The following is a 23,639-nucleotide window of genomic DNA, read 5'->3' as shown; positions in this document are numbered from 1 at the left end:
CGCTGACTACGTCGACGCGGGCGAGGCTATCGACCAGGGACGGCTGAGCGGCAAGGTCGCGGGCGGAGAGGTTGCGCCGCCGGTGACGGCCGGCGTCACCTACGAGCGCATTCTCAGTGCCCGTGACGAGCCGCAGAACTGGCTCACCTACTACGGCGCGTACAACGGGCAGCGGTACAGCCCGCTGGACCAGATCAACACGGAGAACGTCAAGCGCCTGCTCCCCGCCTGGGTCTTCCAGGCCGGCACCACCGGCCTGATCGCGGGCGCGTCGACCTACTCGTTCGAGGCCGCCCCGCTCGTCGTCGACGGGGTGATGTTCGTCTCCGGCTGGGACGGCTGGGTCTGGGCCCTCGACGCGAAGACGGGCGTGGAGATCTGGCGGTACAAGCACGCGGTCCCCTTCGACGTGTCGCTGTGCTGCGGGAACGTGAACCGCGGGGTCGCCGTGGCAGCGGGGAAGGTTTTCTTCGTCACGGCGAACGCGCATGTGCTCGCGCTCGACGCCACCACCGGCAAGCGGGTCTGGGACAAGACCTATGGGGACGTGCGGGCGGGGGAGAGCGCCACGGTCGCGCCGCTGGTCGTGAAGAACAAGGTCATCGTCGGGAGCTCCGGCGGGGAGTTCGGGGTACGCGGCCACCTGGACGCGTTCGACCTCGAGACCGGCGAGCACCAGTGGCGTTGCTACACGGTGCCGAAGCCGGGGGAGCCCGGCTCCGAGACCTGGCCCGCCGACGGCGACGCCTGGGCGCGTGGTGGTGCGAACTGCTGGGTCACCGGCACGTTCGATCCGGAGACGAACCTGCTGTACGTCGGTACCGGTAATCCGGCGCCGGACTTCGACGGAGCCGTCCGCGAGGGCGACAACCTCTACACCGACAGCATCATCGCCGTTGACGTGGACGCCGGCCAGATCCGCTGGCACTACCAGTGCACCCCGCACGACGTGTGGGACTACGACAGCATCGGGGAGTGCATCCTGTTCGAGTCGGATGGGCGCAAGCTGCTCGGGCACTTCGACAAGAACGGCTACTTCTTCGTTGTGGATCGCACGGACGGCGCGTTGGTCCAGATCACCCCCTTCGTGGACCGGATCGACTGGGGGGCGATCACGCGGGACGGCAAGGTGACGCCCAGAAGGTACCCGGACAAGGAGGGTGAACCGGTCCACTTCTGGCCAGGGCCGGCCGGCGCCAAGGAGTGGACGCACGCGGCATACAGCCCGAAGACCGGGCTCTTCTACGTCCCGGTCCAGGATGTCGGGGCCACGGCCACCCGGCGGCGCCGGGAGTTCAAGGAGAGCATCCCGTACTGGGGCGCCGGCGTTCAGGTGGACCTCGAGGACATGACGGGGAGCGTCAGCGCGTTCGACGCCAGTGGCGACGAGAAGTGGCGTTGGCGCAACGAGCTTCCGATGTGTGCCTCGGTGCTGGCCACCGGCGGTGACGTGGTGTTCGCCGGTGAAGCCTCCGGGGAGTTCAACGCGCTCGACGCCCGGACGGGGGAGCTGTTGTGGCAGTTCCAGTGCGGAAGCGGTCACCACAGCAGCCCGACGACCTACATGGTCGACGGCAGGCAGTACGTCGCGGTGCCGGTCGGCTGGGGCGGTTGGGCCGAGGGGTTCCTCCCCGGCATGCTCGGCGCAGGCCATGGAAGCGCGCTGATCGTGTTCGCCCTCCCGGAAACGGCGTAGAGCCGTGCGGGGAGCCTGCCGGAGTCGGCGGAGAGGAGGTGGATCCATGGAGTCCCAGCTCGCCGTGTGGGAGACGCCCGAGTTCGACGAGATCGGAGTCGCGCCCGAAGTGACCATGTACATCGCTCAGCTGGAGGACTGACCAACGGGATGTGAGGCGGCGCCGGGCCCCAGGGTCCGGCGCCCTCCGAGGGCCCGGTACGAACGCGGACGGCCGGGCCGGCGACGGACGGAGTGCCACGGTGTGGCTGCGGGTGCTGGGATCGGCGGCGGGAGGTGGCTCCCCGCAGTGGAATTGCGGATGCCCGACGTGCGCCGCTGTCCGCTCCGGGGCCGGGCTCGCGCGCACCCAGTCGTCGGTCGCGGTCAGCATCGACTACCTGCGTTGGTTCCTGATCAACGCCTCACCCGACGTTCGCACCCAGATCGAGGCGTTCCCCGGCCTGCACCCGCGCGACGGCCGCACGACGCCGCTCGAGGCGGTGTTGCTCACCGACGCCGAGTTGGACCACTCGATCGGCCTGCTGCTGTTGCGTGAAGCTCGCGCTGGCTTGTTGTTGTACGCCACGCCGGCGGTGCACAAGACACTGTGTGACGGCTCGGGGCTGTTGCGGACACTCGAGCGTTACTGCCCGGTCGAGTGGCGGGCGGTTGTCCCCGGCGCGGACATATCCCTGGCCGACGGCCTGTCCTGCCGGGCGTTCGACGTGCCCACCACCAAGCGGACCCGGTTCGGGCCCAGCGTGGACCACGGACGCGTCGTGGGCTACCGGCTGACCGACGAGCGCAGCGGGGGGACGCTCGTGTACCTGCCGGGGATGCAAGCGCTCACACCTGCGCTGCGCGCGGAGATTCAGGGCTGCCAATGCCTGCTGGTCGACGGGACCTGCTGGCGCGATGACGAGGTGGTGCGGCTCGGCCTGGCCGGCAAGACGTCCCGGGAGATGGGCCACCTGCCCATCGACGGGCCGAACGGCAGCCTGGCGCAGCTCCCCTCGCTGGCTGTGGGGCGGACGATCTTCGTGCACATGAACAACACCAACCCGATCCTGCTCGAGGACGCGCCCGAACGGCGCGCCGTGGAGGACAGCGGCATGGAGGTGGCCATGGACGGCCTCGAGGTCGAGGTGTAGGCCGTGACGACGACTACGACCATCAGCGCCGACGGCTTCGTCGAGGCGTTGCGGGCCCACTCGCGGCGCTACCACGACCAGCACCCGTTCCACGTCCGGATGAACGCGGGCCGGCTGAGCCGCCGGCAGATCCAGGGCTGGGTGGCCAACCGCTTCTACTACCAGGAGAACATTCCCCGTAAGGACGCGGCGATCCTCTCCAACTGCCCCGACCTCGAGGTCCGCCGCCGCTGGATCCGGCGGATCGTCGACCATGACGGCACCGCTGCCGGCGAGGGCGGCATCGAGGCGTGGCTGCGCCTCGGCGAGGCCACCGGACTGACCGGCGAAGAGGTCAGGGATCACCGGCAACTGGTTCCCGGGGTGCGGTTCGCGGTCGACGCCTACGTGAACTTCGCCCGTACGCGCCCGTGGGTGGAGGCGGTGGCCTCCTCGCTCACCGAGCTGTTCGCTCCCGACCTGATGGCGGAGCGGCTGGCCGCGTTCGAGCGGTGGTATCCGTGGATCGACCCGGAGGGCCTCGCGTATTTTCGCGCCCGTCTCGAGCAGGCCCCCCGAGACTGCGAACACGCCCTCGAGGTGGTCACCGCGTACTGCCTGTCGGCCGAGTCCCAGGCGCGCGCGGTCGAGGCGCTGTCGTTCAAATGCGACGTCCTGTGGAGCCTGATGGACGCAATCGACGAGGCCTACCCGGAGTGATTGCCATGGACCCGACCACAGCTTCGTCCCGGCGCGGCGTCGAGGTGTCCACTTCGGACCAGCCCCGGCTGGCACGCCATGTTCGGCTGACCTTCTGCCGGACCCGGCAGCGGCATACCCTGCAACTCCCCGAGACGGTAGTGGTGCTGAACGACAGTGGCGCGGACATCCTCGAGCTCTGCGACGGGCGGCGCAGCGTGGCCGAGATCGTGGCCGAGCTGCGCGCGCGCTATCAAGCCGTCCCCGACGACGAGGTGCGGTGGTTCTTGACCCGGCTCGTCGCCCGGCGCTGCGTGGAGCTCGCCGATGGATAGCCCCTTCGGTTTGCTCGCCGAACTCACCTACCGCTGCCCGCTGGCCTGCGCGTACTGCTCGAATCCGCTGAACATGGCCGACTACTCCGACGAGCTGTCCACCAATGAGTGGCGACGGGTATTGGTCGAGGCCAGCGACTTGGGTGTTCTGCAATGCCACCTGTCCGGCGGAGAACCACTGCTGCGGCGTGACCTGGTGGAGATCGTGGCAGGCGCCCACGACCTTGGCCTCTACACCAACCTCGTGACCAGCGCCATCGGGCTCTCGCGTCCGAGGGCCGAGCAACTGCGGGCCGCCGGCCTGGACCACGTGCAGATCAGCATCCAGGCCGACGAGCCGACTGTGTCCGACCGGATCGCCGGAACCCCGTCCTGGCAGCGGAAGATCGAGGCGATGGGCGTGGTCAAGGAGCTGGGCTGGCCGCTGACGGTGAACGTGGTGCTGCACCGGTACAACATCGACGGCGTAGCCAACGTGCTTGGGCTCGCCGAGGAGGTAGGTGCCGACCGGGTGGAGCTGGCCAACACCCAGTACTACGGCTGGGCCTGGCGAAACCGTCATGCGCTGCTGCCGAGCCGGGCCCAGCTCGAGGCGGCCGAGATCGTCGTGCGGGCCGCCCGCGAGCGGTTGCGGGACCGCATGGACGTCATCTATGTCATTCCGGACTACTACAGCCGCTATCCGAAGCCTTGCATGGGCGGCTGGGCCTCCCGGCAGCTGACTGTGACGCCGAACGGCGTCGTCCTGCCCTGCCCGGCCGCCCATGCCCTGCCCTTGCCGCGGGCCAGCGTGCGGGAGGATCCGCTGGAGCGGATCTGGGCCGAGTCCCCGGTGATGACCGCGTTCCGGGGAACGGATTGGCTGCCGGAACCCTGCCGGAGCTGCGACCGGCGGGAGCTGGATTTCGGCGGGTGCCGTTGCCAGGCGTTCCAGCTTACCGGCGACGCCGCGCGCACCGACCCGGTCTGCCACCTGTCACCCGACCACGACCTGGTAGCCCGTGCGGTTGAGGCCGCCAACGCCGACTCGCGGGCCGACGGTCTTCCGTTGGTCCCCCGCCCGCACCGGGCTAACCGCCAAACACCAACGGCAGCGCCACAGCGGCGATGATCAGGGTGACCCCGGCGAGCAGGTCCGAGCGGATACGGATGAGGCGTGCCGCGAACCGCCCGACCAGGAGCCCGCCCAGCGACAACACGGCCGTCATGAGGCCGAAGACGGCGGCCGAGAACCACGGCGAGAGCCCGAGCAGTCCCAGGCTCGCCCCGGCGAACAGGTTGTCCAGGCTCAGCGTCAACGGGATGCCGAACAGCGCCCACGGGTGGTCCAGCTCGTCCGGATCGGGGTTCCGAAGCGCCAAGATGACGAGATACAGACCGTACCCGCCGAGCGCGAAGGCGCCCACCAATTCAGCGACGTCACCGACGGATTCCCCGATCTGGTTACCGATCAACAGCCCGATCAGCGGCATGATCGCGTCCCACAGCCCGAATGTCAGCGCGACCTGCACCGCGCGCTTCACACTGAATGGGACAGTGCCGAGCGCGATCGAGACCCGGAAATTGTCGAGACTGAGCACGAAGCCGAGGGACAGTATTTCCCAGATCATGGCGACGTCCCTGCCCGAAGACGACCGACGCCGACAAGAACAACTCTGCCTCGTCCGACAATCGACATGGTAGAGATGATATCTCAGATGGCCCGCGAGATAAACCCGAACAGCCGATTTCCGGCATTTCTCGGCACCGTTAGCCCGACGTTTGCCGACGGGCTCGCCGGCACGCCTGGCGAGCGCATTTTTCGGTGGCCCGCCTGCCACCGCGCGCGGCTCGCCGCCCCACGATGGTCCGCCCCCGCAACACTCCCGCATCCACAAAATCCACCCGCAGCCTGGGAGTCGACCGCGGACGAGTCGACCGGCCCGGACAATGGATGCGGTAATTCCACGATTGTCGTTCTCTCCTCAACATGCGACCCTGGACGTACAGCGGACACATCATTGACAGTTGTTCACAATTCCATGTCATTCGTCTCCGCAGCCGACGACGCGAACATTCAGTCGATTCTCGACACCGACTGGACATCGCCCTGAAGCTCTCCGACCAAACCTTGCACCTGACGCTTCCTCTCGCGGAACCGTCACAGGTCGAATGGCTCGGTTGGTTGACATCCGGTCTGTGGTGGTCGCGCCGGTGAGGAGTCGAGGTCCACCTCCACCAGGCGGACGCCGCCGTTGTGAACAGGAAGACCATCACGGTGTAGGCGGAGTATCGCATCGGACCGTTGATCACGCGGGCGCGCATCGCCTGAGAACGTCATATCCAGTGGACTCCTCGGCGAAGAGCCGCTCGTTGTCGGTCGCCGGCGTTGTCGATCTAAGGTCGTCCGTGGGTCGTGGAATCGTGTGGCACCTGTTCGATCCGTGCGGTGGCGGCCGCCGTGCTGCCGTCACGTCGGCGAATCTGCTCGGACGCGACCTGGTCGGGCCGAGTCGCCGCGCGCGGCTGACACGTGAGGTGGCGAACGATGGAAGCTTCTGAGGTGCCCCGCGGCGAGGTCGTGGACCGGGTGCTCGTCCCTTTCGAGGGGGACGGCGCCGGGGAAGGCGAGCTCACCTTCGGGCAGCGCGATCTGTGGCAGTCGATCGTGAAGTCCGGGACGTCGACGGTCACCTTCCTCGCCGAGGCCGAGCTTGGCGCGACCGTCAATGCCGTCGCCGACACGCTGCGCTTCATGATGGGCAGGCATCAGTCGCTGCGGACCCGCCTGGTGTTGCGGGAGTCCGGGCTGCCGCGGCAGCGGGTGTCCGAAACGGGGACGATCCCGCTCCTCGTCGTGGCCGCCGAGGCCGGCGACGCGGCCGAGGTGGCGGAGGCGATCTCGGCACACTGGAAGACCGTTCCGTTCGAGTACGAGAGCGAGTGGCCGGTGCGGATGGCCGCGATCGTGGTCGGCAGCGGCAGTTACACCGTCACGCACGTGGTCACTGTCTTCCTGCACACCGCGATCGACGGGTTCGGGTTGGCCGCCCTGCTCACTGATATCAGCGCACGCGACTCGGCGACCGGTGCGCCCGCGGGGCCGGTCACCGCGCTGACGCCGCTCGCCCAGGCGGCGTTCGAGGCGTCACCGGCCGGGCGGCGGCAGAACGCGCAATCGCTGCGGTACCTGGAGCGCGTGCTGCGCGGCGCGCCCACCCGCCTGTTCGGCGGACCTCGTCACGGGGGTAAGTGTCGCTTCGCGATGCTGCGCTACCGCTCACGCGCGATGCACCTGGCCGTCCAGGCGATCGCTACGCGAGAGCGCCTCCACGAGTCTCCCACCCTGCTGGCGTCGTTCCTGGTCGGCATCGGCCGGGTCGTCGGCGTCAACCCGCTGCTCACGATGATGGTGGTGAGCAACAGGTTCCGGCCGGAGTACGCCGACTCGGTCAGCGCGCTGAGCAAGCTCGTGCCCGTCGTGCTGGACGTCGCCGACATCTCCGTGGGCGAGACGGTCGCCCGCGCGTCGGCCGAGGCGCTCAACGCCTACCGCAACGCCTACTACGACGCGTACGAACAGGACGAGGTGGTGGACCGGGTCGAGGGTGAGCGTGGTGAGAGGTTCGACCTGTCCTGTCACTACAACGACCGCAGGCGCCGGCCCCGGGCGCGGGCCGGGCTGGTGGCGCCGGCGGCAGCGGAGATCCGCGGCGCGCTCGCGGACACCGAGCTGTCCTGGAAGCAGCACGCACACTTCCCGAAGATCAAGCTCCATCTGTGCGTCGAGGACCCGCCGGGTGCCATCGACCTGGTGCTGTCCGCGGACCAGCGGTACTTCTCCCGCACTGACATGGAAACCCTGGCGCGGGCGATCGAGGAGGTCGCCGTGCAGGCAGCGACCGCTCCACAGACGCCGACCGGCATCATCTGCCCGATCGCGGCGGGCTGACCGCGAGTTCCCGAGGGGCGTCGTGCACGCCAACTACACGGCTGAGCCTCGGGTCGTGTGCGTCGTGATGGGAGTTTGTGCGGCAGATTTCGGCGGGCGGTCCACTGAGACGATCCGACCTGCCACCATCACTGGGCGGCGAGCGCCAGTTTCGCGGCGCGGGTCAGGCGGTCGCACAGGTCGACCGGTGCCGCCACGGGCGGGGCGGTCGTAGGACGCACGGATTCGGTGCTCGAGCTGGTCGGCGGCGCGGGCCGGGTGCGCGTCGGGGCGGGTTGGTCGGTACTCGAGCAGGCCGGCACGGTGAGTGCGCACACCACCAGCAGCTCCAGCGAAATCCGTCGTCGCATCGACGGTCACCGCTCCCCGGTCAGCCGGCGGGCGATCACGCCGTCCGGCTTGGCCTTCTCATCGACGTACCGCTGCCGTTCCCGCGCGACCTGCGGTCCGAGCCCCGGCTCGCCGACCATGGCGAACTCCTTGTACCGGAAGTCCGGGCTGTCGACGTCGGCGTACGCCGGCAGCGGCTGGGGAATGGTCGAGGTCGCGTCCTCCATCTCGTCACGGCGGGCCCGGATCCAGTCCCGAACCTGCTCGCAGTTGTCTTCGTACGCGGCGAACAGCCGATCCCGCGCGGACGTATAGCCCTGAACGACCGGGATCGCCTCGGCGCCGGGAACCGGCTCCGGCTTCAGCGCGTCGGCGGCGCCGTCGAAGATCTGGTCGATGGCCCATTCCTTTACCTTGCCCGGATCGAGATCCTTCAAGGCATCGATCGCGGCCTTGACCAGACTGGTGGCGACCGAGGACCACTCGAACCCCGGACTGGCGCCCTTCTCGGCGGCGACCGCCTCGCACGTGTCCGCCGTCTTCTCCATCAGGTCCTGGCAGCTGGCGCGAAACCGCCCGTCGACCGCGGATCCCATGCGCGGGTCATGTTGGCCCCACGCGGCACGTCCTCCGGAGGCAGGTTCAGCACGAGCGTGAGCTCGACGCGGTCTATCGGGTCCGCACCGTCATGGATGCACCGGACTCGACCTGTCCGTCGGGTTCCTGTGGCTCGGCACCACGCTGCTGGAGGTGCTTCAACCGACGCGGGTATTCCGGCGCCTTGGAGCTTTCCTCTCGGCGCCGGAATACCCGATAATTCCACGTCGTATCAGGCGACGTTGTATTTGATGTTGCCAGTCCAGGTGTCAGTTGCGTTCGAACCCTGGTCGTCCCAGGCCGCAAGGCAGAATTGTGTATTCGGGAGGAAATTCGTGCCAATGCGAACGTACGGTGTCGGGTCGGAGTTCACGAGACGGTGCCACGCGCCGTGCGTGCTGCGGTCGCCGCACTTGTACCACATGACCTGAATGCCGGGGCCGTCGGTCTTCCGCACGTATATGCTCGAGCCGCTGACCGTGATCGTACGTTTGGTGGTGTAGTAGGTGACCTCATTCTTGCGGAGGGAACCTGTCGTCGTGTCAACCGTCAGGACACCGATGGTGTCGTGGAATTTGACGTGCTCGGCTGCAGTTCTGGTTGGGACCGAGACGCTCGCGTCATTCGAGCTCTCCGTGGTCGCGCTGGCCTGCGTGACGCCGGCGAGTAGGGCAACGAGCGCAGCACCGAAGACGATAATGAATCGCTTCAAGATATTCTCCCCTCGAACTGAGAACTTCGTTGGGCAACCTGCCCTGTCTCTAGTCGCCGTCCGTAGCGCGAACGTTACACACATAATCTGACTATGTACGTGAATCTCGTGCCGCCAAGGGAATATGCGCATGATTACTCGAGAACAAGTTCCGGAATTCGCGATTAGTCGGGCGATTCGGTGGCGATCAGGATCGTGGCCTCATGGACGAGGAACTCGAGTGCTCACAGCAGGTCGTCGAGGGTTGCGGAATCTCGGCGCCGCGGTGGAACAGGATGCTCACGAGCCGCTTCGACGGGTTGAAGCTCGCGACGTTGCTCCGGTAGCCGAACGTCGGCGTCCTCCACTTGATGGACTCCGTGACGCGCTCGTCGGCGCCGAGAATGATGTCGCGGGCGCGCCGCAGGGTGGTGTCCATGGGTGGCCGGCCTCGTCGAACCAGCCGTCCACGTCAGGACTCCGGTTCATGCCTCAGTCCGCTCGCCAGTGCCGGAACGCGGTCAGAAGCTCGGTCCGCGCCGGCTGGGAGAGCGTCTCCGCCGGCAGCGCGCCGAGCTCGCCGATCGTGACGCGGAACTGGTCGAGGTAGCGTTCGCAGCCGTCGCAGAGGGCCATGTGCTCGACGAACCGGGCCTCGGTGTCCGCGTCGAGGTCGCCCTCCAGGTAGGCGGTGACCAGCTCGACGAACTCACTGCACGTCATGGGCCACCCCCCGCGCCAGATAGCCGGCCAGCCGCTCGCGGACCGCCGCGCGGGCGCGGTGCAGCAGCACCCGCTGGTTCGCCGGCGTGACGTCCAGCAGGTCGCACACCTCCTGCGCGGTGTGGCCCGACACGTCCCGCAGGCTCAGTACCGCGCGCTGCCGCGCGGGCAGCTCGTCGAGGATCCCCGCGAGCACGGTGTGGATCTCCCCGCTCAGCGCGGCCTCCTCCGGCGACGCCCACGCCGCGGGGAACTCCCGCCAGCCGCCCGGGTACGGATCCTCCGGGCCGCGGAACCACGACGGGTCGACCGTCGGCCCGTCGGCCGCGACGCTGCTCCACGGGACGCTGCGCTGCTCCCGCACGCCCCGCTTCTTCGCGGTGCTCACGAGGATCCGGTACACCCAGGTACGAAACGCCGCCCGGCCCTCGAACCCGTGCAGTCCTTTCAGGACGGCGAGCCAGGTGTCCTGCACGACCTCCTCCGCAGAGGCGTGGGTGGACACGAACGACCGGGCGAGCCGCAGCATCGACGACGACCACGCGTCGAGCACGCGCGCGAACATGGCGTCGTCGCCGGCCCGCAACGCGGTGACGAGGGCGCGGTCCGGGGGCAAGCTCACCCGGGCGAAGATACGCTGCGTAGCCGCCGTCCACTACGGTCCTTCGGCCTTCTGTACGGCGGGTTCGCGGTCCGGCACGCGCAGCAACGCGACGGCCGACGCCGGGAAGACCAGTACGGACAGCAACCCCGCGCAGACCAGGGCGGCCGCCGTCACCGGGGACATCAGGCCGGTCAGCACGCCGATCTGGGTGGCCGTGATGATGAACGGCAGCGAGGTCGCCTGCAGCAACGCGGCCGCCAGCACGGACCGGCGGTCGAACTGGCGCGCGTAGAGCAGCGCCGGCAGGCCGCGCGCGGCGAGCAGCGCGGCGAGGAACAGCGGGACCCGCGCGAGCGCAGCCGGGTCGTCGAGCAGCCCGGTCAGGTCGAGCCGGATCCCGCTGGTGACGAAGAAGACCGGGATCAGGAACCCGTACCCGATCGCCTCGAGCTTGACCCGGAACCGCGGGTGCGACGAGGTGTTCCGGTCGAGCAGGCCGACGACGACGCCGGCCAGGAACGCGCCGAGGATGCTCTCCAGCCCGAACGCCTCCGCGAGCGCGACGAACGCAACGAGCAGCACCACCGCGCCGCGGACCCGGATCTCGGCGGTGGTGTCCTGCAGGCGGACCACGGCGTCGCCGAGCCTCGTCGACCGTTCGGTCAGCAGCAGCGCGGCCGCCGCCAGCGCCACCACGAGCACGAACATGACCAGCAGCAGGACCCGGCTGGCCGTGCTGCCCTCGGCCGTGGAGAACAGCAGGGACAGCAGCAGCACGGCCGCGAAGTCGGCGACCGAGCTGGCCGCGACGACGGTCTGGCCGAGCGCGCCGCCGAGCCGGCCGGAGTCCTTGAGGACCGGAACGACCAGGCCTAGCGAGGTCGCGGACAGGGTGATCGCGACCAGCAACGGGCTCGCCACCCAGCCGGCGAGGCCGAACCCGGTGCCCACCGCGAGTCCGATGAGGACGGTCGCGGCGTAGCCGAGCAGCGCGGTGCGCAGGCCCGGCCCGCGTAGCCGGTGCACGTCGATCTCGAGTCCGGCGAGGAACAGCAGGAACGCGAGGCCCAGCAGTGACACGATCTGCACGGGCAGGTCCGCGTCGACCCAGCCGAGTACCGACGGACCGACGACGATGCCCGCGACGATCTCCAGCACCACCGCGGGAATGCGCAGCGCGGGCGGCGCGAACGCGATCAGCAGTGGCGCGGCCAGCGCGATCGCGGCGACGGCGAACAGGTTGACGAACTCGACCTCCGGCATGGCTCGCCTAGCGGTACTCGGGGTTCGGGTAGTCGAACCGGCAGCCGGCGTCCCACTCGCTGCGCTGGTTGCCGTACGTGGGGATGCCGCCCGCGTCCTTCAGCATCCGGGCCAGGTGCATCATGTTCCACGTCATGAACGTGGTGTTGCGGTTGGTGAAGTCGTTCTCCGGCCCACCGGAGCCCGCGTCCAGGTAGGACGGTCCGGGGCCCGCGGCACCGATCCAGCCGGCGTCGGCTTGTGGCGGGATGGTGTAGCCGAGGTGTTGCAGGCTGTAGAGGACGTTCATCGCGCAGTGCTTGACGCCGTCCTCGTTCCCGGTGATGAGGCAGCCGCCGACCCGTCCGTAGTACGCGTACTGGCCCGCGTCGTTGAGCAGGTGCGAGCAGGCGTACAGCCGCTCGATGACCTGCTTGGTGGTCGATGCGTTGTCGCCCAGCCAGATTGGCCCGGCGACGACGAGGATGTCGGCCGCCATCACGCGCTCGTAGATCGCGGGCCAGTCGTCGGTGGCCCAGCCGTGCTCGGTCATGTCAGGCCACACGCCCGTCGCGATGTCGTGGTCGATGGCGCGCACGTGCTCGACCTGCACACCGTTCTTGGTCATGATCGCCGCGCTGCGGTCGACGAGCCCCTGGGTATGGCTGGGTTCCGGCGACCTCTTGAGCGTGCAGTTGATGTAGAGCGCGGTCAGGTCGCTGTAGTCGGTCACGATGTCGGTCACGAGTGTCTCCTTCAGACGAGTTCGGGGTCCTGCTCGACGCACAGCAGCGCCGGGCCGTCGGCGGCGAAGAGGGCGGTCATGGCGTCGTCGAGCTGGTCGCTCGCATCGACGTGGATCCCGGTCGCTCCGCAGAGCCGGGCGAAGGCCGCCCAGTCCGGGTTGTGCAGGCTGGTCTGCCAGACGGGATAGTCGCCCGCGAGCTGCTCCTTGCTGATCTTGCCGAGCGCGTTGTTGTTGAGCAGGACGTGCTTGACCGGGACCCCGTACTTCGCGGCCGTGGTCAGCTCCATCGCGTACTGGCCGAACCCGCCGTCGCCGGTGACCGCGACGATCGGCCGGTCCGGCGCGGCGGCCCACGCGCCGAGCGCGGCGGGGTAGCCGAAGCCGATCGAGCCGAGGTAGCCCGACATCAGGACCGGCTGGCCCTTCGACTCGAGGTAGCGGCCGAGCGAGTAGGCGTGGTTGCCGACGTCGACGGCGACGACCGCGTCCGCCGGCAGGTGCTCGGACAGGGCGGCGAACACGGCGGCCGCCGGGACGCCCCGGTCGCGGTCGTCGGCCGCGCGGTGGGCCTTCTCCGCGCGCCAGATCTCCCAGCGAGCGGCGACGTCCGGGCGCTGATCGGTCGCCTTGAGGTCACCGCCCTCGCCGAGCGAGGCGGTCAACGCGACCAGCGACAGACGGGCGTCACCCAGCAGGCCCGCGGTCACCGCGTCGAAGCGGCCGATCGCTTGGTGGTCGTCGTCGACCTGCAGGATCGGCTTGTACGGCGCGATCCCGGTGTGGTTGGCGAACGACGCGCCGACGACGATCAGCAGGTCCGCCTCGTTCATCAGCCAGCTCGCGACCGGGGTGCCGCTGCGGCCGAGCACGCCGGCGCCGAGCGGATGCGTGTCGGGCACGAGGCCCTTGGCCTTGAAGGTGGTCAGCACCGGCGCCGCCAGCTTCTCCGCGAGCGCCCGCAGCTCGTCCGCCGCGCCGCGGGCACCGTGGCCGGCGATGATCACCGGGCGGCGCGCGTCGCGGACCAGGGCGGCCGCCGCGGTCACCGCGCTCTCGGCGGGCCGCGCCCGCCGGTCGGCGCGCCGGCCGTCCGGCACGGCGGCGGGCGCGTCGCTCGGCTGCGTCTGGACCTCGTCGGGCAGCACGAGGTGCGCGACGCCGCGGTGGTCGAGCGCGTGCTTGACGGCCAGCGCGGCGAGCTCGCCGTGGTCGCTGCCGCCGTGCACGGTCGTGCTGGACACGGCCACGTCGCCGAACACCGCGGACAGGCGCAGGTCCTGGAACGCGCCGCGGCCGAGGACCTTCGACGGCACCTGGCCGGAGATCGCCACCACCGGCGCGCCATCGAGCTTCGCGTCGTACAACCCGGTCAGCAGGTTCGTCGAGCCCGGACCGGCGATCGCCAGGCAGGCCGCCGGCCGGCCGGTGAGCTTGCCGTACGCGCTCGCCGCGAACGCCGCGGCGCCCTCGTGCCGGATTCCGACGTAGGTCAGCTCCCCCCGCTCCTCGGCGCGCCGCAGCGCTTCGGCGAAGCCGAGGTTCGAGTGCCCGACCATGCCGAACACGTGCCGCACGCCCCACGCGACGAGCGTCTCCACGACCACGTCGGCCACCGTGCGGGCCGGCGGCTCCGGCTCGGGCAGCTGGACGTAGACGCCGTCCGCCCGCTCCTGCACGGGGTAGGTCGGCACCCCGTCGGAGAAGCCCTCGGGCGGCCGGCCCGAGACCGGGTCGTAGTCGTAGCCGTGCCACGGGCAGCGCAGCCAGCCCTTCTCGATCGAGCCCTCGCCGAGCGGACCGCCCTGGTGCGGGCAGCGGTTCTCCAGCGCGCCCAGGTCCGTCCCGCACCGGGACAGCGCCACGCTGCGGCCGGCGACGATCGCGCTGCGGACCCGGCCCTCGGCGGGGATGTCGGCGGGATCGACCCGGTGCCAGCCGTTCTCGGACATGTAACGCCTCCTCGACGCGCAACCACTGAAGGGTGTTCGGGCGGTTCAGTGCCCGCGGGAGCGGCGGGCGTTACACGAGGAGCGTGAGGATGACCGAGATTTCACTGTCCACGACCAGGCGGTCGCTGCACGGAGTCGCCGAGCTGCTGCTCGCCGGGCCGCAGTTCCGGGCAAGCGGCGAGATCGCGTTGCGGGTCGCGGCGGACGGCTTCGCCATGTCGGTCGCGCCGGAGCTGCGCTTCGACGGCGGGGCGGTCGTCGCGGGACAGCGGCGGGTCGAGGTGGCCGGACTGTCCTATGCGGACGTCGCGGCGTCGCTCGGGGTCGTCGCCCGCAAGCCGGAGAACCTCTACCCGGACGGCTCCGGCGTCCGTCCGGACGAGACGATCGTCCTCGACCCCGCCGCCGTCCACACGATCATCGCCGCGTTCACCGCCGGCGACGAGGCACTCCGCCGGTTCGCGCCGGCCACCCAGCCGATCCTGTGGCCCGAACACTTCGACGTCGGCATCGCCGTCGACGACGTCAACTACGGCCTGTCCCCGGGCGACGACCAGCTGCCCGAGCCCTACGCCTACGTCGGCCCGCACACCCCGCACGAGGTCGACTCCTTCTGGAACATGCCGTTCGGCGCCGCCCTGACGGTACGCGAACTGGGCTCCGCGGACGCGATCCTGGACTTCTTCGACACCGGACGCCGGCGCGCCTCCTGACGGCGCCGGCCGTCGCTGCACGCGCGAAGACCCACGTCAACCGGGCCATGACCAAGCTCCACGCCCGCGCCCGGGCTGCCGCCCTTCGGACGCGCCCGGCGGGGTCGGAGCTCGCCATGCGGTCCAGGCGGGTCGGGGACGTGCTCGTGCCCAGGTTGGCGAGCGCATAGGTGGCCAAGCGGCGGACGTCTGACGACTCGTCCTGTGCCAGTTGGAGAACGCCGTCCTCCGCTTCCGTGCCTCCGATGTTGCCGAGCGCGTCGACGGCGTTGATGCGTTCCCGTTCGTCGAGGCTTGCCAGCAGTAACCTGATTGGTCCCGCGGACTCGGTGTCTCCCCAGCGCCCGAGGATGTGGATCGCGAGCTCGTGCCCGCACATGTTCTGGCTCCGGTTGAACCCGGACCGGAAGCCGCGCCGGCCGCGCGGGTAGGCGGAGCAGCCGAGCGAGGTCGGCTGGCCGGCGTGCTCACCCCTCCAGCCGGTGACCGAGTCCTCTCACGAGGTCGAGCGCTTCGGTGAGCGTGTGTGGTGTGTGGACCGCGGGCGGAAGGTCGGCGGCATGCCAGCCCGGGCCGGCCGCGACGATCACGATTGGCACGGGTCGATGGTCCAGCAGGGGCTCGAGCTGCCGGGGATCGGCGGTGGGCGGGGTGTGCGACCACAGGACGATGCCGCTCGGGCCGGTACGGCGCACGGCAGTGAGGAGGGCCTTGGGAGGGACGCGGGCGCCGAGCAGCCGGCTCGGCCTGCCGCTCTCGGACAGGGCGGCGGCGAGTGCCTCGAGGGGCAGGCTGTGCTGCTCCTCGTCGGTGCAGGCAAGCAGGATGGCGGGGTTGCCATCGGGCGGGCGGACCGCCGTCAGTGCCTCGGAGACCGTCCGCGACAGCAGGTGCTCCACGTCCACCATCGCCCGGGTGCGGGCATGGCGCTCGCCGATACCGCGCAGCACGGGGCAGATCAGAGAGTCCCATGTGAACACAACACCGTGTGCGGCGATCGCCTCGTCGAGGGCGGCGCGCATCGCGGACTGATCGAGTCGCATCGCGGCGCGGGCCAGGCCGCGGGGTGCGGTGCCGGCCCGGCCGACCGGGATGGAGTGCCCGCCGCCGTCGCGGCCAACGGCGGCGGCAGAGCGGCCCGGGACATCCGAGGCAGAGCCGTCTAGGGCGATCCGTGCGGCGGTGGCCGCCGGGACACCCTGAGCAGTGAGCCGTCGCATGGTGTCGAGGCGCGCGAAGTCCTCCGGTGTGTAGCGGCGGTGCCGCCCGGCCTCATGGTGGCTCGGGCCGAGGTCGTAGCGCTGGTGCCAGGTGCGCAGGGTGGTAACGGCGATACCGAGCCTCCGGGCGACCTCGCCGGCGCTGAGCAGTTCGTCCCGCATCCACCTGGTCCTCGTGCCGTGCCTTACCCGGTGATTCTGGCAGCAGCGAGCCGGCCGGAGATCGCCACCATCGGGATACCGACGCCGGGCTGTGTGCCCGAGCCCACGAAGACGACATTGGATAGTCCCGTGTGGAGGGTCGACGGACGCATCGGTCCGGTCTGCGTGAGCGTGTGCGACGCGGCGAACGGCGTTCCGGCGGCCATGCCGGCATCGAGCCAGTCGGCCGGAGTGACGATGTCTCGGGTCTCCACGGTGGCACCGAACCCCGCACCGCTCCGCCGTTCCAGCACGTCGACGAGCTCGTCGGCATAGCGCGTCGCCAGGCCGCCGCGCCAGTCCAGATCTCGCCGCTCCACATTGGGCACCGGGGCGAGCAGGTAGTACGTGTGGCGGCCGGGCGGCGCCAGCGTCGGGTCGGTGCGGCTGGGGTTGGTCAGCAGCAGGGACGGGTCGGACATCAACCGCCGCTGCGTGATCACCTCGTCGAAGCTGCGCCGCCAGGTGCGGCCGAACAGGATGTTGTGGTGGGCGAGGTGGCGGCGGTCGGCGCGGGCCCCGAGGTGGAGCACGACGCAGGACGGCGAGTATCGCAGCCGCCGGATCCGGCGTGGTGCCGGCGCCGGCAGCAAGTCGCCGTAGGCCACCGGCAGGTCCGGGTTGAGCACGACGACGTCCGCGGGCACGTGCTCGCCGTCGGTGGTGCGCACGCCGATCGCGCGCCCGTGGCGGACCTCGACCCGCTCGACGGTGGTCCGGTACCGGATGTCGACCCCGTGCTCGCTCGCCGCATCGGCCATCGCGCGTGGCACGGCGTGGATCCCGCCGTGCGGGAACCACACGCCCGCCACCGTGTCCAGGTACGCGATGACCGCGTACAACGCGAGCGCCCGGTGCGGTGCGAGCCCGGCGTAGAGGGCCTGGAACGAGAAGAGCCGCCGGGTGCGAGGGTCGCGGAGGTAGCGGTCGACGCGAGGTTGCAGGCGGCCAAGCCCACCCGACGCGATGAGCCGCAGCAGGTTGACGGTCAGCAGGTCGCGCGGACCGTCCAGATTGCGGTCGATGAAGTCGCGCCGTTGCAGCCGCCACATCCGGCGGGTGTACTCGACGAACCGGAGGTAGCCGTCGGCCTCGCGCGGTCCGCAGGCTTCGGAGATCTCCGCGGCCATCCGGATCGGATCGGCGATGACGTCCAGGCTGGATCCGTCCGGGAACCAGGCTCGGTACGCCGGGTCGAGGCGCACGAGCTCGACCCGGTCGGCCAACCGTTCGCCGACCGCGGCGAACGCGCGGTCGATCAGCTCCGGCATCGTCAGCACGGTCGGGCCCGTGTCGAAGCGGTAGCCGGCTCGCTCGAGCAGGCCGGCCCGGCCACCGGGCACCGGCTCGCGTTCGAGCACGGTCACCCGGCGTCCCGCGCCGGCGAGGTACAGCGCGCAGGTCAGCCCGCCCACGCCCGCGCCCACCACCACGACGTGGTCGGTAGGCCCGGTCACCGTTCGCATGTGCTCTCCCGTCAGACGTTCCGGTCGGTGGCGATGCTGGCCAATATGTCGAGCTCACGCCGGATTTCCGGCTCGATCGGCGCGTCGGCGAGCGCGGCGCGCGCGTCGGTGACCCGCTCGGCGATCATCCGCTCCACCCGCTCGGCCGCGCCGGTCCACCGCACCAGCCGGGCCAGCCGCGCCGGCTCTGCGTCCGGTCCGCGGCCCAACTCCCGTTCGAGCTCGGTGCGCTGCCCACCGTCGGCCATCGACCTGGCGAGCTCGAGCAGCGGGGTCGGCTTGCCGCTGCGCAGGTCCGCGCCGACCGGCTTGCCCGTCGTAGCCGGGTCACCGTAGGCGTCGAGCAGGTCGTCACGCAGCTGGAAGGCCTCGCCGACGGCCATCCCGTACCGGGCGTAGGCCCGCGTCACCGATTGGTCGGCGTACCCGGACAGCGCCGCGCCGAACAGCAGCGGACCTACCACGGTGTAGCACGCGGTCTTGAGCCGGGCCACGAGCTCGGCGCGTTCAAACGACCACTCACGCGAGAGCTCGCCGACCAGGTCCAGGAACTGACCGGAGATCGCGTCGACCCGCATCCGGTCATAGACGCGCCGTGCAGCGATCACGATGTCGCCGGGCAGCCCGGCGGACGCGATCAGTTCGTCGGCCCAGACGAGAAGCAGGTCGCCGACGAGGATCGCGGCCGACCGGCCGAAGCGCGCCGCGTCGCCGGTGAGGCCGCCCCGTGCGTGCCAGCCGGCGAGCGCGACGTGCGCGCTCGGCCGGCCGCGCCGCGTCGCCGAGTCGTCCATGACGTCGTCGTGGACGAGCGCGAAGGCGTGGAGCAGCTCAAGCGCGGCGAACGCCGGTAGCACCGGCGCGGCCGGCGGGCCGGTGCCGACCACACCTCGCCAGCCCCAGTAGGCGAAGGCCGGGCGCAGCCGCTTGCCGCCGCCGAGCACGGCGTTTCGCGCGGTGGCCGCCAGCGCGTCGAGCGCCGGATCCACCAGGTGGATGTCACGCGCCTTGCCGGCGAGGAACTCTTCGAGAAGGAGGTCGACCGCCACGACCCCGTCAACCGTCGTCGTCACGAGGCATAGCCTAACCCAGACGCGATATGTTGCGTCGTTTTGCGCGTCGTTTTATGGTGGGGCCGTGCAGGACGAACTCTCCCTGGCCTACGAGCGTTGCCGGCGGTTGCACCGGCAACACGGCCGTACGTACTACCTGGCCACGCGGCTGCTCCCGGCGTGGAAGCGCCGGCACGTGCACGCGCTGTACGGGTTCACCCGCTACGCCGACGAGATCGTGGATCGCACGGCCGACCGTGCGGTGCCCGAGCGAGAACGCCTGCTGCGCGACTGGTCGGACCGGTTCCTCGCGGGGCTGCACGGCGAGGCGGTGGACGATCCGCTGCTCCCGGCCGTGCTGCACACCGTCGCGGTGTTCGGGCTGGAGCATCGGGACTTCGAGGTCTTCCTGGAGTCCATGGCGATGGACCTCACGGTGACCGGCTACGACCGTTATGCCGACCTGCTGTCCTATATGGAGGGCTCGGCGGCGGCCATCGGCACGATGATGCTGCCGATCCTGCAGTCCGGCGATCCCGCGGCGGCGCGCGAGCCGGCCCGCCAGCTCGGCATCGCTTTCCAGCTCACCAACTTCATCCGCGACGTCGCCGAGGACCTCGGCCGCGGACGGGTCTACCTGCCGAAGGAGGATCTCGACCGGTTCGGGGTGACCAGGGCGGACCTGGCGCGGGCGGCGGCCGCGGGCGAGGCGTCGCCCGCGTTGCGGGCGCTCGTCGAGTTCGAGGTGCAGCGCGCGTGGTCGCACTACGCTCTCGCAGCGCCCGGGATCTCGATGCTCGCGCGGGGCTCGCAAGCGTGCATCCGGGCCGCGTTCCACCTGTACAGCGGCATCCTCCGCGAGGTCGAAGCCGCGGGGTGCGACGTGTTCGGCGGGCGAGCCCGAGTGCCGACCTGGCAACGGTTCGGCGTCGTGGCCCGCTGCGTGCTCACCTGGCCGGGTACGCCTGTCCTGAGTGGACGGTGAGTCGTGGACGCCTTGCGGTATCTGGTGATCCTGCTCGGATGTGTGGTGCTCACGCTGCCGCTGGAACCGCGCGCGCGGGTCTACCGGCGCCCACTGCGGCTGGCCGCCGCGGTGCTGCCGGTGGCGGCGGCGTTCGCCGCCTGGGACGTGGTCGCCACCGCGCGCGGGCACTGGTGGTTCGCCGATCGCTTCACGATGGGTCCGCGGATCCTCGGCCTGCCGGTCGAGGAATGGATGTTCTTCCTGGTGGTGCCCATCTGCGCGCTGCTGACCTACGAGACCCTGAGCCGCGGCCGTGCCCGGTGAGTACACCGTCGCCGCGGTGGTCGCTCCGGTCGCCGTGGTGGCGCTCGAACTGGTAGCGCTGCGGACCGGGCTGCTGCGGCAGCGCCGGTACTGGGCCGCGCTGGCAATCGTGCTGGCCTTCCAGATCCCGGTCGACGGCTGGCTCACCGCGGGCGACCGGCCGGTCGTCGGCTACGCCGAGCACGCGTCGACCGGACTGCGGCTGTGGCACATCCCGGTCGAGGACTTCGGGTTCGGCTATGCGCTCGTGACGCTCACGTTGCTGCTGTGGGCGCGCCTTGCCCCGGAGGACGGCGATGCGTAGCCCGAACCGGATAGCCGCCGAGAGCCTGGTGCGGCGCGGGCTGCGCGGCGTGTGGCTGCGCGGAGTGCCGCCCGCGGGCCCGTTCGTCTGGGCCGCGAACCACCACAGTTGGTGGGACCCGTTCGTGGCCGCCGTGGTCCTCGGCCGGCTGCACCGCGCGCCGTGCGTGCTGATGGACCAGGACAACCTCGACCGGTTCGGGGTCGCCCGGCTGCTCGGCGCGTTCGGCACCCGCGAACTGCGCCGCGGCCTCGACGAGCTGCGCCGCGGCCGCGTGCTGGTGATCTTCCCCGAGGGCAGGCTGCGGCCGCCCGGTCGGCTCGGCTCGCCCGCCGGTGGCGCCGCCTGGTACGCCAGGTCGGCCGAGGTCCCCCTGTGCGCGGTGGCCGTCCGGGTCGTGCTGCGTGGCCAGCAGGCACCGGAGGCCTACGTCTCGGTGACCACTGTGGAGGGTCCCGCTCTCGAGGGAACGCTTGGTGCCGAGCTCGATGCGCTCGACCGGCTCATCGCCCGCAGCGATCCCCGACGTCCGCTGTCCGCGTTCCACACCGTCCTGCGCGGGCGCTCGAGCTGGGACGAGCGATGGGGGCGCTGAGCGCCGCCGTGCTCGGCTTCCACGTGGTCAAGACGGCGGGACTGATCGTGAACCTCGCGGCCTTCCCGGTCCTGCGCCCCGCACCACCGCTCCCCGGGACCCGGACGTCGATCCTGGTGCCCGCCCGGGACGAGTCCCATAACCTGCGCGCTGCCCTCCCGTGCCTGCTCGCGCAGCCGGCCGCCGAGGTCCTGGTCCTCGACGACGGTTCCCGCGACGGCACGCCGGCGGTGGTGGCCGCGTTGGCGGCACGGGACCCGCGGCTGCGGCTGATCACCGGGACTCCGCCGCCTCCCGGCTGGGTCGGCAAGAACTGGGCGTGCCAGCAGCTCGCCGTGGCCGCGACCGGCGAGCTGCTGGTGTTCTGCGACGCCGACGTCACGCTGGCGCCCGGTGCGCTGTCCGCCCTGCACCAGCAGATCCGCGGGCAACGAGCCGACGTGTTCTCGGTGTTTCCCCGCCAGCGGACTGAAACGGTCGGCGAGCGACTGCTCGTGCCGCTCGTCGACGAGACGCTGCTCGGGTTCCTGCCGCACCCGCTGCTCGACGCACCGGTGCCGGCCGCTGCCTCGGCCAACGGCCAGCTGATCGCCTTCCACCGCCTGGCGTACGACCGGATCGGCGGGCACGCCGCCGTCGCCGGCTCCGTCGTCGAAGACCTCGCGCTGGCTCGCCGCACCCGCGCACACGGCCTGAAACTCGGACTCGCGCTAGGTGGCGACCTCGTCAGCACGCGGATGTACTCCGGCTACCGCGAAGCGGTCCGCGGCTTCGGCAAAAGTCTGCACGCTGGCAGCCGCCGGTGGTTGCTAGCCGGTGCGGCCTGGCAGTTCGCCGCCTACAGCGTGCCCTGGCTTCGGGGATGGTGGTGGGCCGCGGTACTCGGGCTCACGCAACGCGTGCTGGCCATGGTCAAGACCGGCCGGCGCGGCTACCTCGAAGCCGCCCTGGTTCCGGTGACCGCGCCGGCCGCTCTGCCCGTGTTCGCCGTGGCGCTGCGCCGCACCACCAGATGGAAGGGCCGCTCCTACTCATGACCACTCTGCCCCGCCCTACCGGCTCACCGGTTCTCGGCCATCTCCGCCGCTGGGTGACGAACCCGCTGGCGCTGCTCGAGGACGGTGCCCGCCACGGCCCGGTGTTCGAAGTCCGGCTGTGGCGCCGCGCGGTGGTCGGCTACCGGCCGGAGTGGAACCGTGCGGTGCTGAGCGACCTCGAGACGTTCCGCAGCCGCGGCAGTCTCTCGGGCCTCACGCCGTACCTGGCCGGCGGCGTTGTCCACGCCGACGTGCCGCGCCATGACGTCCGGCGCCGAATGCTCAACCCGCATTTCAGCCACCGTGCGCTGGCCGGCGTGGAGCTCCACGGGTTGGTCGACGTGCCCATCGGGCGGTTCGATGCGGTTGCTTGGTCCGCACGGACCATCCGCCGGATGCTCAACGCCGTCCTGTTCGCCAGCCGGGTGCCCGACCGACTGCTCGCCGCGTTCCTCGCGCCGCTGACCCGGCCCGCGCCCTACCCACTGCTGCCACGACCCAGGCTGTTCCGCCGCGTCGAGGCCGCGATCGCCAGCGCGGTGACGGATCCTCCGGCGGGCAGCCTGCCGGCCGCACTTGCCGGGACCGGCGAGGTGGTCGACGAGCTGCGCGTCGCGCTCGCCGCCGGATACGACACGACCGCCCACACGCTGGCCTGGGCGCTGTGGCAGCTCGCCGGCGCGCCCGAATGGCGGCGCGCCGACGCGGTCGACGCGGTGCTCAACGAGGTGCTCCGGCTGCACCCGGCTGGCTGGGTCGGCAGCCGGGTCGCGGCTCGCGACACCACGGTCGCCGGTGTTCCCGTCGCCGCGGGCACGCTAGTGCTGTACTCGCCTTACCTCACCCACCGCGACCCCGACCTGTGGCGGCGGCCGGAGCTGTTCCAACCCGGCCGTCCGCAGCCGGCGTGGGGCTACCTCCCGTTTGCGGCGGGGCGGCGCACGTGCCTCGGCGCCCACCTCGCCCGGCTCATGCTGCGCGCCGCGCTGTCCGCGTTCTGTACCGGTGACCTGATCCGCCTGGGCGGCGACCCGTCCCCGCGCACCGGAATCACGTTGTACCCCAACGGCCCGCTGTGGCTGGGCCACCACCAATAGGAGCCA

27 protein-coding genes and 1 pseudogene are annotated in these 23,639 nt (G+C 70.8%); 14 read left to right on the top strand and 14 right to left on the bottom strand.

The genetic code is table 11. From position 1 onward, the window contains the following. The 6 genes from VH969_RS18525 to pqqE all read left to right on the top strand — a co-directional run. Positions 1-1,696, top strand: a 1,696-nt coding sequence (locus VH969_RS18525; protein WP_331975821.1) for a PQQ-dependent dehydrogenase, methanol/ethanol family, incomplete at its 5' end; no start/stop codon positions are given. Positions 1,697-1,742: 46 nt separating this feature from the next. After that, positions 1,743-1,838, top strand: coding sequence for a pyrroloquinoline quinone precursor peptide PqqA (pqqA, locus tag VH969_RS18520; RefSeq protein WP_331975819.1), 96 nt, complete (start codon positions 1,743-1,745; stop codon positions 1,836-1,838). A gap of 100 nt (positions 1,839-1,938) precedes the next feature. Beyond that, the gene (pqqB, locus tag VH969_RS18515; protein ID WP_331975817.1) at positions 1,939-2,829 is read left to right on the top strand and encodes a pyrroloquinoline quinone biosynthesis protein PqqB; all 891 of its coding nucleotides are present in this window, start codon (positions 1,939-1,941) and stop codon (positions 2,827-2,829) included. A 3-nt stretch (positions 2,830-2,832) separates the two neighbouring features. After that, entirely contained in the window at positions 2,833-3,528 is a 696-nt protein-coding gene (gene pqqC / locus VH969_RS18510; RefSeq protein WP_331975815.1) for a pyrroloquinoline-quinone synthase PqqC, read from the top strand. Between the two features lie 5 nt (positions 3,529-3,533). Further along, positions 3,534-3,842 carry a pyrroloquinoline quinone biosynthesis peptide chaperone PqqD gene (gene pqqD, locus VH969_RS18505; protein ID WP_331975813.1) on the top strand — a complete coding sequence of 103 codons (309 nt, stop codon included), beginning with the start codon at positions 3,534-3,536 and terminating at the stop codon, positions 3,840-3,842. Next, entirely contained in the window at positions 3,835-4,953 is a 1,119-nt protein-coding gene (gene pqqE, locus VH969_RS18500) for a pyrroloquinoline quinone biosynthesis protein PqqE (protein ID WP_331975811.1), read from the top strand. The genes pqqD and pqqE overlap by 8 nt, the downstream gene beginning before the upstream one ends. Here pqqE and VH969_RS18495 read toward each other — a convergent pair. Beyond that, positions 4,913-5,452, bottom strand: coding sequence for a manganese efflux pump MntP (locus VH969_RS18495; protein ID WP_331975809.1), 540 nt, complete (start codon positions 5,450-5,452; stop codon positions 4,913-4,915). The genes pqqE and VH969_RS18495 overlap by 41 nt on opposite strands. Positions 5,453-6,369: 917 nt before the next feature. On the opposite strand from VH969_RS18495, the gene VH969_RS18490 reads away from it, so the two are divergent. Further along, entirely contained in the window at positions 6,370-7,773 is a 1,404-nt protein-coding gene (locus VH969_RS18490; RefSeq protein WP_331975807.1) for a condensation domain-containing protein, read from the top strand. Positions 7,774-7,901: 128 nt separating this feature from the next. Here VH969_RS18490 and VH969_RS18485 read toward each other — a convergent pair whose 3' ends face one another. The 9 genes from VH969_RS18485 to VH969_RS18445 form a co-directional block, all read right to left on the bottom strand. Then, positions 7,902-8,123, bottom strand: a complete 222-nt coding sequence (locus VH969_RS18485; protein WP_331975805.1) for a hypothetical protein — start codon at positions 8,121-8,123, stop codon at positions 7,902-7,904. Between the two features lie 6 nt (positions 8,124-8,129). Continuing rightward, positions 8,130-8,699, bottom strand: a complete 570-nt coding sequence (locus tag VH969_RS18480) for a hypothetical protein (protein WP_331975803.1) — start codon at positions 8,697-8,699, stop codon at positions 8,130-8,132. Positions 8,700-8,932: 233 nt separating this feature from the next. Further along, positions 8,933-9,412, bottom strand: coding sequence for a hypothetical protein (locus tag VH969_RS18475; protein ID WP_331975801.1), 480 nt, complete (start codon positions 9,410-9,412; stop codon positions 8,933-8,935). A 187-nt stretch (positions 9,413-9,599) separates the two neighbouring features. Continuing rightward, a complete protein-coding gene (locus VH969_RS18470; protein WP_331975799.1) occupies positions 9,600-9,830 on the bottom strand; it encodes a DUF1801 domain-containing protein in 231 nt (76 codons plus the stop codon). A gap of 53 nt (positions 9,831-9,883) precedes the next feature. Beyond that, a complete protein-coding gene (locus VH969_RS18465) occupies positions 9,884-10,114 on the bottom strand; it encodes an anti-sigma factor family protein (protein ID WP_331975796.1) in 231 nt (76 codons plus the stop codon). Continuing rightward, positions 10,101-10,736 carry an RNA polymerase sigma factor gene (locus tag VH969_RS18460; RefSeq protein WP_331975794.1) on the bottom strand — a complete coding sequence of 212 codons (636 nt, stop codon included), beginning with the start codon at positions 10,734-10,736 and terminating at the stop codon, positions 10,101-10,103. Before VH969_RS18460 ends, VH969_RS18465 begins: the two co-directional genes overlap by 14 nt. Positions 10,737-10,769: 33 nt before the next feature. Next, positions 10,770-11,981 carry a cation:proton antiporter gene (locus VH969_RS18455; RefSeq protein ID WP_331975792.1) on the bottom strand — a complete coding sequence of 404 codons (1,212 nt, stop codon included), beginning with the start codon at positions 11,979-11,981 and terminating at the stop codon, positions 10,770-10,772. Positions 11,982-11,988: 7 nt separating this feature from the next. After that, a complete protein-coding gene (locus VH969_RS18450; protein WP_331975823.1) occupies positions 11,989-12,693 on the bottom strand; it encodes a flavodoxin family protein in 705 nt (234 codons plus the stop codon). Positions 12,694-12,716: 23 nt separating this feature from the next. Beyond that, positions 12,717-14,657 (bottom strand): thiamine pyrophosphate-binding protein, encoded by a 1,941-nt coding sequence (locus VH969_RS18445; protein ID WP_331975790.1) that lies wholly within the window; start codon positions 14,655-14,657, stop codon positions 12,717-12,719. A gap of 89 nt (positions 14,658-14,746) precedes the next feature. Here VH969_RS18445 and VH969_RS18440 point away from each other — a divergent pair, with 89 nt between their 5' ends. Beyond that, the gene (locus VH969_RS18440) at positions 14,747-15,370 is read left to right on the top strand and encodes a hypothetical protein (RefSeq protein ID WP_331975788.1); all 624 of its coding nucleotides are present in this window, start codon (positions 14,747-14,749) and stop codon (positions 15,368-15,370) included. A 79-nt stretch (positions 15,371-15,449) separates the two neighbouring features. On the opposite strand, the pseudogene VH969_RS34550 reads toward VH969_RS18440, so the two are convergent. The 4 genes and pseudogenes from VH969_RS34550 to VH969_RS18425 form a co-directional block, all read right to left on the bottom strand. Beyond that, positions 15,450-15,749: pseudogene (locus VH969_RS34550) on the bottom strand (HEAT repeat domain-containing protein); the annotation flags it as partial. Between the two features lie 88 nt (positions 15,750-15,837). Beyond that, entirely contained in the window at positions 15,838-16,752 is a 915-nt protein-coding gene (locus VH969_RS18435; RefSeq protein ID WP_331975786.1) for a MerR family transcriptional regulator, read from the bottom strand. Between the two features lie 23 nt (positions 16,753-16,775). Then, the gene (gene crtI / locus VH969_RS18430) at positions 16,776-18,257 is read right to left on the bottom strand and encodes a phytoene desaturase family protein (protein WP_331975784.1); all 1,482 of its coding nucleotides are present in this window, start codon (positions 18,255-18,257) and stop codon (positions 16,776-16,778) included. 11 nt (positions 18,258-18,268) lie between these two features. Beyond that, the gene (locus tag VH969_RS18425; protein WP_331975782.1) at positions 18,269-19,330 is read right to left on the bottom strand and encodes a polyprenyl synthetase family protein; all 1,062 of its coding nucleotides are present in this window, start codon (positions 19,328-19,330) and stop codon (positions 18,269-18,271) included. A gap of 64 nt (positions 19,331-19,394) precedes the next feature. Here VH969_RS18425 and VH969_RS18420 point away from each other — a divergent pair, with 64 nt between their 5' ends. Genes VH969_RS18420 through VH969_RS18395 form a run of 6 tightly spaced genes read left to right on the top strand, consistent with a single transcriptional unit; the run spans position 19,395 to position 23,633 of the window. Continuing rightward, the gene (locus VH969_RS18420; protein ID WP_331975780.1) at positions 19,395-20,294 is read left to right on the top strand and encodes a phytoene/squalene synthase family protein; all 900 of its coding nucleotides are present in this window, start codon (positions 19,395-19,397) and stop codon (positions 20,292-20,294) included. Positions 20,295-20,297: 3 nt separating this feature from the next. Then, positions 20,298-20,600, top strand: a complete 303-nt coding sequence (locus VH969_RS18415; RefSeq protein WP_331975778.1) for a lycopene cyclase domain-containing protein — start codon at positions 20,298-20,300, stop codon at positions 20,598-20,600. Beyond that, a complete protein-coding gene (locus VH969_RS18410) occupies positions 20,590-20,904 on the top strand; it encodes a lycopene cyclase domain-containing protein (RefSeq protein ID WP_331975776.1) in 315 nt (104 codons plus the stop codon). Before VH969_RS18415 ends, VH969_RS18410 begins: the two co-directional genes overlap by 11 nt. Next, the gene (locus VH969_RS18405; protein WP_331975774.1) at positions 20,897-21,499 is read left to right on the top strand and encodes a lysophospholipid acyltransferase family protein; all 603 of its coding nucleotides are present in this window, start codon (positions 20,897-20,899) and stop codon (positions 21,497-21,499) included. The genes VH969_RS18410 and VH969_RS18405 overlap by 8 nt, the downstream gene beginning before the upstream one ends. Beyond that, positions 21,487-22,536 carry a glycosyltransferase gene (locus VH969_RS18400; RefSeq protein WP_331975772.1) on the top strand — a complete coding sequence of 350 codons (1,050 nt, stop codon included), beginning with the start codon at positions 21,487-21,489 and terminating at the stop codon, positions 22,534-22,536. The genes VH969_RS18405 and VH969_RS18400 overlap by 13 nt, the downstream gene beginning before the upstream one ends. After that, positions 22,533-23,633: a cytochrome P450 gene (locus VH969_RS18395; RefSeq protein ID WP_331975770.1), complete on the top strand. Its 1,101-nt coding sequence runs from the start codon at positions 22,533-22,535 to the stop codon at positions 23,631-23,633. The genes VH969_RS18400 and VH969_RS18395 overlap by 4 nt, the downstream gene beginning before the upstream one ends. The last annotated feature ends 6 nt before the right edge of the window (positions 23,634-23,639 follow it).

The organism is Actinophytocola sp. (genome assembly GCF_036555685.1).
Taxonomy (GTDB): Bacteria; Actinomycetota; Actinomycetes; order Mycobacteriales; family Pseudonocardiaceae; genus Actinophytocola.
Note: the sequence above shows the minus strand (reverse complement) of the source record. Positions and strands in the feature narration are given on the sequence as shown.